At 48.4% G+C, this 12,825-nt stretch carries 13 protein-coding genes; 6 read left to right on the top strand and 7 right to left on the bottom strand.

Annotated elements, in window-relative coordinates:
- From A3751_RS07310 to A3751_RS07290, 5 genes are all read right to left on the bottom strand, one after another.
- A partial coding sequence (locus A3751_RS07310) for an XdhC family protein (RefSeq protein ID WP_068453848.1) occupies positions 1-948 on the bottom strand: 948 nt, incomplete at its 3' end.
- A gap of 22 nt (positions 949-970) precedes the next feature.
- A complete protein-coding gene (locus A3751_RS07305) occupies positions 971-3,193 on the bottom strand; it encodes a molybdopterin cofactor-binding domain-containing protein (protein WP_082863109.1) in 2,223 nt (740 codons plus the stop codon).
- A 9-nt stretch (positions 3,194-3,202) separates the two neighbouring features.
- The gene (locus tag A3751_RS07300; protein WP_068453849.1) at positions 3,203-3,691 is read right to left on the bottom strand and encodes a (2Fe-2S)-binding protein; all 489 of its coding nucleotides are present in this window, start codon (positions 3,689-3,691) and stop codon (positions 3,203-3,205) included.
- Between the two features lie 54 nt (positions 3,692-3,745).
- On the bottom strand, positions 3,746-4,321 hold the full coding sequence (gene smrA / locus A3751_RS07295) for a DNA endonuclease SmrA (protein ID WP_068453847.1): 576 nt from the start codon (positions 4,319-4,321) through the stop codon (positions 3,746-3,748).
- Between the two features lie 76 nt (positions 4,322-4,397).
- Positions 4,398-5,369 carry a LysR family transcriptional regulator gene (locus A3751_RS07290; protein ID WP_068453845.1) on the bottom strand — a complete coding sequence of 324 codons (972 nt, stop codon included), beginning with the start codon at positions 5,367-5,369 and terminating at the stop codon, positions 4,398-4,400.
- A 168-nt stretch (positions 5,370-5,537) separates the two neighbouring features.
- Between A3751_RS07290 and A3751_RS07285 the strand changes: the two genes are divergently transcribed.
- Positions 5,538-7,850, top strand: a complete 2,313-nt coding sequence (locus A3751_RS07285; RefSeq protein WP_068453844.1) for an RND family transporter — start codon at positions 5,538-5,540, stop codon at positions 7,848-7,850.
- 96 nt (positions 7,851-7,946) lie between these two features.
- Here the strand turns inward: A3751_RS07285 and A3751_RS07280 are convergent, their stop codons facing one another.
- On the bottom strand, positions 7,947-8,981 hold the full coding sequence (locus A3751_RS07280; RefSeq protein ID WP_068453843.1) for a putative solute-binding protein: 1,035 nt from the start codon (positions 8,979-8,981) through the stop codon (positions 7,947-7,949).
- 184 nt (positions 8,982-9,165) lie between these two features.
- Between A3751_RS07280 and miaA the strand changes: the two genes are divergently transcribed.
- Both miaA and A3751_RS07270 read left to right on the top strand, forming a co-directional pair.
- Positions 9,166-10,101 (top strand): tRNA (adenosine(37)-N6)-dimethylallyltransferase MiaA, encoded by a 936-nt coding sequence (miaA, locus tag A3751_RS07275; protein ID WP_068453842.1) that lies wholly within the window; start codon positions 9,166-9,168, stop codon positions 10,099-10,101.
- Between the two features lie 125 nt (positions 10,102-10,226).
- A complete protein-coding gene (locus A3751_RS07270) occupies positions 10,227-11,450 on the top strand; it encodes an NADH:flavin oxidoreductase/NADH oxidase family protein (protein ID WP_068453839.1) in 1,224 nt (407 codons plus the stop codon).
- Here A3751_RS07270 and A3751_RS07265 read toward each other — a convergent pair.
- Positions 11,447-11,719: a GIY-YIG nuclease family protein gene (locus tag A3751_RS07265; RefSeq protein ID WP_068453837.1), complete on the bottom strand. Its 273-nt coding sequence runs from the start codon at positions 11,717-11,719 to the stop codon at positions 11,447-11,449. The genes A3751_RS07270 and A3751_RS07265 overlap by 4 nt on opposite strands.
- Positions 11,720-11,859: 140 nt before the next feature.
- Here A3751_RS07265 and A3751_RS07260 point away from each other — a divergent pair, with 140 nt between their 5' ends.
- The 3 genes from A3751_RS07260 to A3751_RS23465 form a co-directional block, all read left to right on the top strand.
- A complete protein-coding gene (locus A3751_RS07260) occupies positions 11,860-12,060 on the top strand; it encodes a hypothetical protein (protein ID WP_068453830.1) in 201 nt (66 codons plus the stop codon).
- Positions 12,061-12,133: 73 nt separating this feature from the next.
- Positions 12,134-12,418 carry a succinate dehydrogenase assembly factor 2 gene (locus A3751_RS07255; RefSeq protein WP_068453829.1) on the top strand — a complete coding sequence of 95 codons (285 nt, stop codon included), beginning with the start codon at positions 12,134-12,136 and terminating at the stop codon, positions 12,416-12,418.
- A 97-nt stretch (positions 12,419-12,515) separates the two neighbouring features.
- On the top strand, positions 12,516-12,825 hold a 310-nt coding region (locus tag A3751_RS23465; protein WP_068454907.1), incomplete at its 3' end, for a hypothetical protein.

The following is a 12,825-nucleotide window of genomic DNA, read 5'->3' as shown; positions in this document are numbered from 1 at the left end:
AGCGGCGATTGAAATCGCTATCTCTATCGGAGTATGGCTTCCGATCGACAAGCCGACTGGCGCTTTAAGTTTCTCTATCTGATTTTCCGTCAAACCCAGTTTCATAAGCCGCTGCCTACGCAACTTCGCGTTACGTTGCGACCCCAAAGCGCCAACAAAATGTGCACGCCCTTGAAGCGCAGCCAAGACGCCAAGATCGTCAATTCTTGGATCATGGGCCAATGCGACGATTGCGCTATTCTCCTCAAAATAAGACTGGTAAACCACATCATCCGGCAACGCGTCTGTTATGACATCGATGTTGCCAAGCAAACTTTGTCGCTCAAGAAACGAGCGTCGAGGCTCGCATATGGAAACCTGATAACCTAGCTGTTGCACAAGAGGCACTAGATACTGCGCGACATCCGTCGCGCCAATAAGCAAGAGTTTGTCGATAGCCGCACAACGCAGATAAACGCAGTCATCTTGGCACCATACCTCACCATACGCCTCGTCTGGAAAATCCGTCAATGTGCAAGTGCGCGAAGAATCGAGAGCAACACAACGGCAAACTTCAGACAACTGGTCAACCCGGGCGAGAAGAGTCTGAACATGCTCAACACAACTCGAATTTTGGACTGGATCAAAAAGCTCTATTAGTAACTCGATGGTGGCACCACAAGGCAAATCATACCCTGCCGCATCGGCTCCGTATCGCTTAGTAATGGGAAACACGTCCTTTTCATCAAGACTTTCGGGAGATCGCAAGCTCTCCAACAAGTCTTCTTCAACGCAGCCGCCAGAAACCGATCCAAAAACCTGATTGGCAAGAGGGTCAAAGGCGAGCACACTTCCGGCAGGCCGTGGCGATGCCCCCCATGTTTCAAGCACAGTTACTAAAAACACAGGCCGTTTTGCCTGCAAAGCAGTAAGCAGCGCCTTAAAAACCTCGATGCGTTGGGTATTCATCGCCTAGACCATCGCCAATGCGTTAAGACAGCTTAAAGGGCAAGCGAGTATGCCTCGTACCCGTCGCTTTGAATATAGCGGCTCCCATAGCGGCTGCGAGCGGAGGTAAACCTGGCTCTCCAACTCCCGTCGGTGACTCTTCACTTGCAACAATGTGGACTTCAATCTCAGGGCACTCGTTGTTGCGTACCATCTGATAATCATGGAAGTTGCTTTGTTTCGCCAAACCACTGTCGAAACTGATCTCACCATAAAGCGCTGCGGTCAATCCAAAAACGATGCCGCTCTCCATTTGCATGGTCACAATGTCGGGGTTGACCACCTGACCGCAATCGACAGCACAAACGACTTTATGGACTTTTGGCTGACCTTGCTCAACGCTCAATTCAACCAGCTCCGCCACGTACGACCCGAAGGATTTGTGCACAGCGATGCCTCGATAACGTCCTTCAGGCGGCTTTTCAGCCCAACCACCTTTTTGTGCCGCCAACTTCAGCACAGCGGCCATACGAGGCTGATCCCTCAAGAGCGCTAGCCGGAACTCAACCGCATCCTGCCCTGCCTTCTCGGCACACGCCTCAACAAAGGTTTCGGTAACAAAACCATTGTGCGAGTGCCCGACCGCTCGCCAGTAGCCCACAGGAACCCCCGCGTCCGCCTTACTATATCTAACCTCTTGCGAACCGAAGGCATACGGTAAATCGTCAGCACCTTCGTAAGCGGAACGGTCAGCTGGCGTCATGGGGGTGCCAGCCGTTGCAAGGCCGACCTTGCCAAGCATAGGGAACATAAATTTTGGCGCTGCCGGAAACATAGCCGGCGCAGCATCCCATACATACCAATCCATTACACCAGGCGCGGCTATATGGTGATCCCAAGCAAGGACGTTGTCTTTGTCTACGCGCGCTCGCAGCTTGTGAAGGCTTGCAGGGCGATAAAAATCATTGCGCATGTCATCTTCGCGAGACCAAACCAGTTTTATCGGCAAGCCCGTAGCCTTTGAAATTTCCGCCGCCTCGCCGATGAAATCCTGATTCAAACGCCGCCCGAACCCACCACCGATAAACTGCGAATGTATAAATACTTCATCCAAATCAAGATGCGTTGCCTTCGCGACAACTACCTGAGCAATATCCGGACCTTGGGTTGAGGCCCAAATATCTGCGCGATGATCCTGAACATGCGCAACACAATTCATTGGCTCCATAGTCGCATGCGCTAAAAATGGCATTTCAAATTCAAGCTCAACAAGTGCACCCTCTTCGCTTGAAAACACCTCCTCAGCATCGCCTTCAGAACGCACAGTATCGCCCGAATCTTCGGTCATAACAGAGCGGTATAGTGCAAACGTATCTTCTGTAGTAATTGGCGATTCAGGCATCTTCCAGTCAATTGAGATCTTCTCTGAAAGCTTTCGAGCCGCCCAATAACTTTTTGCGACAACCGCGAGGCCCGAGTCGATCGCAGCTGTAGCAACGAGCCGAGCATCACCCTGAATACTGCTCGCATCGTATGCGCTAATGCTTGCACCGATAGCGGGCGGGTGAATAACCACCGCATATGCCATTCCCTCGACTTCGACATCGATACCAAAGTCTGCGGTACCGTTAACTTTCATTGCCGAATCTAGCCTAGCGGAATGCTTACCGATGTATTTAAAATCACTTTTTCGCTTTAACTTTGGTTCGTCTGGCACCGACTCTTTTGCTGCGAGTACAACGTATTCACCCATTGCCACAGAGCGATCTTCACCGCGCACTGTAATCAAGCCACCCTGTAAAATAAGCTTTTCAATCGGTACGTCGAACACCTTAGACGCCGCCGCCAAAAGCATTTCTCGTGCAGACGCAGCAGCTTCTCTGATCGGCTTCCAGCTTGTCGCGATACTGTTACTGCCGCCGGTGATCTGAAGCCCATAGCCTGGGTTTCTATAAACCTGTTGCGCCTCAGCAAACACAACATCGATCTTCTCTGGAGGATAATCAAGCTCCTCAGCAATCAACGTAGTGATACCGGTATATGTCCCCTGCCCCATCTCCACGCGATCGAGCGTGAAGCGCACGCCACCTTGCTGGTCGATTTCAAGCCATGCATTCGCCTGCCAAACACCATCATCGGATACTTGATTACCGGTAGTAGAACACGCTGGCAAGCTCAAACCGATCGTAAGGCCGCCACCGACCAACGAACCCTTCACAAACAGCTGACGTCGAGTTAGAGGTAATAAATCAGACACTTTGCTCATGAGATCCCCCTACACCTTCGCTTCGTAAGCAAGCGCATCAGCGTTTGCGATACTCACCGCGGCTGACTTAATCGCTTTACGAATTCGAGGATAAGTGCCACAACGACAAATGTTACCTGACATTGCACTGTCGATATCGTCATCACTAGGACTAGCATTATCACTAAGCAGCGCGGTCGCCGACATAATTTGCCCCGGTTGACAGTACCCGCATTGAGGAACGTTGTGCTCAATCCATGCTTGCTGAACTGGATGAAGATTGTCTCTCTCGCCCAGCCCTTCAATAGTCGTGATGTTTTGACCCTCAATGCTACCTATCGGCGTAATACATGAACGAATCGCCTGACCATTCAAGTGCACTGTGCAAGCGCCACACAAGCCCATGCCGCACCCAAACTTCGTGCCTTTCTTACCTATTTCATCTCTGATCGCCCAAAGAAGGGGCATATCGGGATCAATATCGATGGAGATATCTTCCCCATTAAGAACAAATTTCATAGCGCTCACTTTTATCGTTGTTTTGCTGAACATCGTTTATTCGAGATCACTAAATCACCTCAAACCGAATTTTTCTCTTGTGCTTTGCTTAGACTTATCGCCCTTCTTGAGCATGATGTAAACGGCACCCGTCCCGCCATGACGAGGCTGGGCCGAGTGAAATGCCATCACCTCATCAATTTGGGGAAGCCAAACAGAGAGATGGCTTTTGATTTTGGCAACTTTGTCCGGGTTGCGATCGCCCTTGCCATGCATCACCAAAACAGTTCGCAGCTCGTAGTGAAAGCAATCTCGCAGAAACTCGAAAACCATTCGTCTAGATTCGTCAACCGTCATTCGGTGCAAATCAAGACGGGCCTCTATGTCGTATCGCCCCATCCGTAAATTTTTGTACACGCCGTGCTGAACACCATCACGCCGAAATTCCAAAACATCGTTTGACTTCAGCTCCGGAACAACCGTCGAAGCCAGTGGATCTAACGTTTGCCTTGCTGATACGGCTAGGCTTCTACGCACCATCTTACCCGGTGTGTCTTCCTCTTTCTTGTGCAGACGCGCGCGATTCTTTCGCAGGGGCTTCACCCCCGCCATTTCCGCGGCGAACAAGTCCTGCTCGTCTTCATCACTCATCAATTACGTCTCTTATACCAAGCTCTGATCTACCAAGCGCTTATCTACCGAGTTACACACGTCAATCAGGCTAAATTTAGCTTGCAGCTAGCTCTTCAGCCCGACCAATAAAACTCGTCTCACCGAGGTCATCCTGACTGCGCGCGCTGAACACCCCTGACAGCTGCTCCCAAGGCGGATTAACGCAGTTCTCAAGCATAAATTCAGTAAATGCGACGACCTTAGACGGTGGCTCTCTTCGACTTGGATAAACCATATAAAACGTGCGCTCTTGAAATGGCGTATCCTGCAATAACAGTTTTAACTTTCCTGCCCTCACATCATCCGCGATCAACAATTGAGGGACTGCTCCGATACCAAAGTCATCGAGCGCGAGCATTCTAATCATCTCTACGTCATTTGCTGTCAAACGGCTCTGTATATTAGGAACCTCTTCGCCGTTTTTTGTCATAAACACCCAAGAATACGTGGAATGCATTATGCAGTGGTGATTCTGCAGATCATCCACTGATTTAGGCACACCAAACTCAGCCAAATACTCAGGGGACGCGCACAAAGATAGCCTTGCTGTGCCAAGATTCCTTGCAACTAAGCTAGAGTCTTCGAGCGGACCAATGCGAAATGCGATATCGATCTCTTCGTCTAACATATCGAGGTTTTTGTTATCCGAAATAATCTCTAGGCTGACCTTAGGATAGAGGCGCGAAAAGCGCTTAAAAATATCGGTAAAGAAAGGAATGCCGCACGCTAGCGGAGTACTGATGCGCAGCAAACCCGTCGGTTCTGATTGCATATTATTGACAATACGATCTGCCTCTTCCGCTTGCTCCAGCATTTTCATACAATTTTCGTAGTAAAGCTTTCCCGTTTCTGTCGGCTTCAAATTCCGCGTTGTACGATTAATCAATCTCACACCAACACGCTTTTCAAGCTGCGAAACCTTTCGGCTGACCGTCGACTTTGGCAGTTTTAGCTTCTCCGCGGCTTTGGTAAAGCTGCCACAGCCAACGACCACTGCAAAGATCGCCATTTCATTCAGGTCCTGCATATTCGACTCCATAAGCCCTATGAAACAAAAACACGTTATTCGGGCATTTATGCCACAAATGGAACAGTACATTCAATAGTAAATGGTTTTTATTGTCGACTAAAGACACCTAGAATAGCGAGCGCTGCTGCAGACTCGTGGCATAACAAAATAAAAAGGAATCGCATCATGAACGCCGATAGGTTTGCCTCTGGAATCATCAAGTGGCGATGGGCCATCATCGTCCTCACATTTGTCATCGTCGGCCTGATCTCTAGCGGCATCACAAGTATTGGTTTCAGCTCAAACTATCGCGTCTTCTTTTCTCCTGACAACGAACAACTTGTCGCTTTCGAAACCATCCAAAACACCTATTCAAAATCCGACAATGTATTGATGGTTATCGAACCAAAAGGAGGCAAAGTATTCGATCGAGATGTATTGGCTGCAATACAAGACCTGACTGAAAGAAGCTGGCAACTGCCCTACTCTACGCGCGTCGATTCGATTACCAACTATCAACACACAAGAGCTGAAGAGGACGACTTGATTGTTGCCGATCTGGTCGAGTTTCCAGAAGACGTTGATCTTAACTATGTTGAAAACGTCGCCTTAAACGAGCCTCTTCTAGTCCGCAGACTCATTTCACCTGAAGCACATGTCACGGCGATTAACGTTACCGTTCAGCTACCCCAATTAAGCGAATCTGAAATGCCAGAAGTGGTGGCGGCTGCGCGTAAGCTTTCCCGAGAGTTTGAGGAAGAATATCCTTCACTTTCCGTCTATATGACGGGGAGCGTCATGCTAGGCAACGCGTTTTCGGAGTCCGCCCAAAAAGACATGAAGAATCTGATGCCCATTATGCTAATGGTCATTATCGTAACTCTTTGGCTTCTTTTGCGCTCATTTACCGGCACGATCGCGACAGTTTTAGTTATTTTCCTCTCCGTTTTGACAGCCATGGGGATGTTCGGACACCTTGGTTGGACGCTTACAGGACCCTCGACAAGTGCCCCAACCGTCATTACTACAATGGCCGTTGCTGACTGCGTACACATACTTGTTTCCTTTCTGTTTAACTTACGTCAAGGAATGCAGAAAGAGGCCGCGATGCAAGAAAGTATTCGCATCAACCTACAACCCATCTTTATTACAAGCTTAACCACCGTGCTTGGCTTTATGACCATGAATTTCTCAGAAGTACCGCCTTTCAGAGATTTGGGCAATACCGTTGCAATAGGCGTGATCGCGGCATTTTTCCTCTCTGTCTTTTTTCTTCCTGCACTTGTCTGCATTTTACCCGTATCCGCGACAAAGCAGGCGCAACGCAAAAGCAAGGCGATGGACTCGCTTGCGGGCTTCATTATCGATAACCGCCGCGGGGTGTTAATTGGTTCAGGCATTGTCACGCTGGTATTGTTTGCACTCATTCCAACCAACCAAATCAACGACGATTTCATTGGCTACTTCAAGAACTCAGTGGAATTTCGCGCCGACACCGAATTTACCGCTGACAATCTCACAGGCATGTACAACATTGCCTATTCACTTGAGCAAGGCGAAAGCAACGGTATCAGTACACCGGAGTTTCTTCGTCAGATCGAGGCATTTACAGACTGGCTAAAGGCGAAAGACGAGGTCACAAATGTCGAAACGATTACTGAGATATTCAAGCGACTCAACAAGAACATGCATGGTGATGATCAAACTTACTTCAAACTTCCGGAAAACAAAGAACTGGCCGCGCAATATTTGTTGCTCTACGAAATGTCACTACCTTACGGCTTAGACTTGAACAACCAACTTAATGTCGACAAATCTTCGGTGCGAATTCTGATTACTATGGAAAATATCGTCACCTCAGAGACACTCAAACTTGAGCAAGAGATCGCACAATGGTTGGACAAGAATACCGATATCGAAACTTACTACGCTGCAAGCCCTAATCTCATGTTCTCGCACATCGGCAAGCGAAATGTCGACAGCATGGTAATGGGTGTTGGCTATGCGCTCGTCGTGATTGTTTTGATCATGTGCATAGTACTTCGTTCGCTCAAACTTGGCGCAGTGAGCGTGATTCCGAATATTGTACCGATCGGTGCGACCTTTGGGATTTGGGGCGTCATGCAAGGCGATGTGGGGATATCAATCGGTACAGGAGTGGGCATGATACTCGGAATCGTCATTGACAATACCGTGCACTTTCTCAGCAAATATCAACGTGCAAGAAGAGAAAAAGACTACTCGGCTGAAGAGGCTGTTCGATACGCATTTTCAATGGTTGGGACAGCTCTTTGGGTCACGACCTTTGTTTTAGTGGCTGGCTTCATGGTGCTTGCACTGTCAGATTTCAATATGAATGCGTACATGGGAATTTTTACAGCCTGCACGATTACGCTCGCACTGATTTTTGACTTTTTTGCGCTACCGGCATTATTACTCTGGCTTGATAAAGCACCAGGTAACAAAGCGCGATCAATGAGCAAGGCCGAGAACGCGTAGATATAGTCGCGACTGGAGCATCATCCTAAAGAGCATACAAGCTGTAACCAGCAGCAAAAACCGCCATGACGCAGGCATTTAGCGCCTGCCTGCGGACTATTCAGGCCGAGTGCACTCTCCGCGCGATCGGTCAAGGCGACAACGTATTTTCCACAACAGCTTTAATGCCGTTGGATGATTTACATCGTCTTTTTTAAGGGCTAGCCGCACGCGTTTGCTGAAGTGGTCTATGTCGTCTTTGGTAAACTGATCGACATTTATCCAATACTTGGATGGTATCTCTTTTTCTGCATCTTTCACCAAGCGATCAATCGCGCGTAAGCGGGTGAAAATGTAGTTACGCATTTTGTGCCCGAAGTCGGCAGGAAATTCACTTTTGCGTGCGATCGTTTGTAACATGCCATAGTACAAACGGTAATCAATAATGCCGCCGCGCTCACCAAGTCCGTGATACAACTCAAAGGTGTTGTATGCGAGGGCGGGCATGAGCAATATATCGATATTTCCATTATTAAACATCGGCGCAAACGTAGACAGCGTCGTACCTACCGGCGAAGCACCTGCTAGTTTTGCAAATTTAAGGGCTTGTGGGTCGTTGTTAAGGACAGAAATTCGTCGACCAGCAAAGTCTTCGATACTATTGATACTTCTGTTGTTCACAAAAGCATACATCGAACCGACCGGAAATGTTGCAACGACCTCGAACGGCCCTTGCGTCATTAGCTTACCAGCCCGTGGTCGAGCCAGCGTTTTTAGAACCATCTCCAAACCTTTCTGCGAGCTGATGGCACCGATGGCGTCCATTGTTCCGCCAAACTTTACAAACTGGCGCGATAAAATGGCGCTTAGTAACACCGCCTCGCATTTTCCGGCTTTAAACTCATTGGCGGCGACTTTTTCATCCGTATATGCAATAAAACGAATGCTCAAACCCCAAGCTTGCGCTTTTGGGATCAAATCAGAATAAAAGGCCATAACTGGGCCGCTTCGCCCTACTGGATCCCAAACACAAAATACCTTGCGCTCTAGCGCAAACGATGATGATGCGAACATAGTGAGCAAGATGCTCATTAAGAATGTTCGTTTCGAAAATAAACGAACAAAACCGTCCTTGTGTATCCATGACTTCATATTCGGTTCGCACAGCCCACGATTATTTTTATTTATGCAGGGGACGTTTGATGATGCTCTTTGTCCACAAAATCCTTTTAAAGACTGCTAATATAGGCAGCCTTAGAGGGCTGTCACCCTAAAGCCCCAAGCGAATGGTTTCAAGCTCACCATAGAGAAGCGTTCCAAAACCTTGAACAAAGTCATGCAAAAACCACCTACACATCCGCTTATTGTTATTCTGGGACCAACTGCCAGCGGCAAGACGCATCTAGGCGTGGACATGGCTCGACGCTTTCACGGCGAGGTTCTTTCCGCGGACTCTCGCCAAGTTTTCAAGGGAATGGACATCGGAACGGGCAAAGATCTGCAAGAATACGGCGAGATCCCTTACCACCTTATCGACATTGCTCTCCCAGGCGAAGAATACAATCTTTTCCGCTTTGCGCAGGATTTCAATAACGCTTATTCATCTGTGCTAGATAAAGGGGTCTTACCTTTTCTTGTTGGCGGTACGGGCATGTATCTGGATGCGGTATTGAGGCGTTATGCGCTAACAAAAGCGCCGTTCGACGAACATCTTCGCAACGAGCTCAATAACAAGGACCACGCTGACCTTATCGATCAGTTGGCGACACTTAACCCGCATCTGCACAATCAAACAGATATCGCAGACAAACAGCGAACAGTGCGTGCCATCGAGATCGCCCTCGCCGAGAAGAATGGATCTGAAACCGTCTGTTGGCCCGACTATCAGCCCCTAGTTTTTGGCTTACAATATCCAAGAGAGACAACCAGAAAGCGGATTAGTCAACGCTTAGCAAGCCGATTAGACGAAGGCATGCTTGATGAGGTAAAACAACTTTTGGAACAGGGCGTTTCTCACACATCCCTTGAACACTATGGCTTAGAATATCGCTACCTCAGCCTGTTCCTGAGAGGGGAGCTAGATTACAACGACATGTTCCAAAAGCTGCGAAGCGCCATTCATCAATTTGCCAAACAACAAGAAAAATGGTTCCGCAACATTGAGAAGAAAGGGGTAAGTATCCACTGGCTAAATACCCAAGATGACTTCGCTGCAGAGTGTGCCAACCATATATCGCGCTATTTAGAGCGCGCAGGGCATACGCATCAGTAAGTTCTATACATATCCGGCCAGTGACTACACGCTGTAGAAAAAAGTGCGTAAGCTTGCAGGCCGAGTAGCTTTAACAAATTAAGTTCTTCACGCTAACCGTTTTCAACCTTTGAGCCGAGCACGTTATGCCTGCATTAAACAGCCCTTATCAGATCAACAATAAAACCGAAGTAAAAAATCGCCTCTTCAAATCAGCAATGAGCGAACAACTCGGCGACAAACAACACAACCCAGATTTGCGCTTAGAGCGTTTGTACGCAAAATGGGCTGAGGGTGGTACAGGTTTGCTTGTAACAGGCAATGTTATGATTGACCGAGGCGCACTCGGTGAACCAAAGAACGTCGTCTTAGACGAACAAAGTGATTTGAATGCGTTTCGTCGTTGGGCGAAAGCTTCTCAGCATACCGGTGCAACCGTATGGATGCAGCTAAACCATCCAGGCAAGCAAATTCCGAAGTTTTTAAATAGCCAGCCGGTCGCCCCATCTGAAATCCCTCTAAGTGGAGGTTTAGAGGCGAGCTTCGCGTGCCCTAGAGCCCTTCATGACGAGGAAATTGAAGGCATCATTAAGCGCTTTGCTAATGCGGCGCGACTAGCAAAAGAAACCGGCTTTGATGGCGTTCAGATTCACGGCGCACATGGATATTTGGTCAGCCAATTCTTGTCTCCTCACCATAACCAGCGAAAAGACAAATGGGGCGGATCTCTTGAAAACCGCATGCGCTTTGTTGAGGCCGTGTATGCGGCTATTAGAGAGCAAGTCGGCGATGACTTTCCGGTAGGCATCAAACTTAACTCCGCGGACTACTCAAAAGGTGGCTTCTCTCATGAGGAGGCGATGCAAGTAATCCAAAAACTCTCTGGCCTTGGCATCGATTTGATCGAAGTATCAGGCGGCACCTACGAGAGCCCAAGCATGATCGGGCATAAAGTGGCTAGCAGCACAGCAAAACGCGAAGCCTACTTTCTTGAGTTTGCCGAAAGCATTCGCAAGGAAATTACCACGCCACTCGTCGTCACAGGAGGATTTCGCTCCGCCAGGGCCATGCAGGATGCACTAGACAGTAATGCATGTGACATGATTGGTCTTGCGCGACCTTTAGCAATAGCGCCGGACGCCGCGGCTCAAGTACTCAACAATAAGGATTATCGAATTGAACTGAAACGGCCAACTACAGGGGTAAAAATGGTCGATACCATGACCATGCTAGATATTACGTGGTATGAGTTTCAGTTAGCACGAATGGGCAACGGGAAAGCGCCAAAACCCAATCTCAGCGCTTGGTCTGCGGTCGCTCAAATCATGGCTGGACTAGGTCTGCAGAGTTTTAAAAAGAGACGCGCTTAAGTCTTTCCTGCTGAGATCAAAGCCAACTTTTGCTTTCTTGCCATGGCTTTGATCTCATACTCCCGCTTGGATGCCGCGCTTCGATCGTCAAACGACTCCACAAGCACGACACGTTTTGGTTCTCTACCTCGAAAGTACTTTGCGCCAAGGCGCCCCCCTTCTTTGACGGCGAGATGCTCGGCATAACGCCTCTCTACATCCGTAGTTATACCTGTGTAAAGCGCACCACACTTCGTCTCGATCATGTAGACAAACCAGTTTTTCGACATTCGCTTTCCACGATAGGAACCAAAATGTAAACAAGCGCAAACCTTCTAACAAAGCACGCTCACACCCGAGATTCGTAACAAAATAACATGCAACATTACCTTAAGTAAGATTGTGTAACGAAATGTAAGAGATGGATGCTATGGATACGCAAGACAATACCCCACACAACAGACAACACAACACGCTTATTGCGCTCAAAAAACTTGAATCTGCTAATAGTGCTTCGTCTATGCAAGCAACGCGCGTCCAGATTGCGCCAGTCGAATGGGAGATGTCGGCACATGAAGCCCTAGAAGTAAACTACCTGACTCGAACAAATCGCAGTATCAACGCGCACTAATATCAATATGAAAGCTTGAGCCAAAGGCCAGTGATTCTTATAATCGAGGCTCACTTATTAAGAGCACGCTTTCATGCCCGAGTACTCAGAGTTACCCTTCGATTCGCCCGAGCGCATAAAATTTAATCGGCTTTTCTGGCACAGCCGTCGGGGCATGCTCGAATTAGACGTCCTGCTTGTACCTTTCTTGAAAGAAGCATATCTAGATCTAGATTCTGAAGACCAAGCACGCTACGAAAAACTTCTAGAATGCGAAGATACCGATCTTTTCCAGTGGTTTATGCAAAAGAGCGTGCCTACTGACCCCGATCATGCGCGGATGGTTAAGATGATAGTGGATCGTGTTCAACCAGACTAAGGTCTCATTTCAATCCTCGTGGCGGGCTTTCGCACTATTGCTCGCCCCTTCGATTTTTGCGCTGATTATTGCTGCATTGAGCTCGAACAGCTCAATAATGCTGGTGGCGTTATTTGTGATAGCCGGGAATACTTTCCTCGCCTATCAAGCGGCAATAAAGCACCCTCCACACTCCGTCATCACATTCAATGGCCAGAGCATGCAACTCAACTACGCTGGCGAACAACGTCCGGTGTTATTTGATGAGCAGATTTGGTTCGGCGTTCATTGGGGGGTCGTCCAACTAAAGACTGAATGCCTGTCAACATATCTGTTTTTCGTCTCCCCTTTTACCGTTTACAACTTAAATGAGTCGCGTCGCCTGAAGGTGCATGCAACCCACAATAATTCTCTCTGTACACGACCAT

Source organism: Oleiphilus sp. HI0080 (assembly GCF_001635135.1).
Note: the sequence above shows the minus strand (reverse complement) of the source record. Positions and strands in the feature narration are given on the sequence as shown.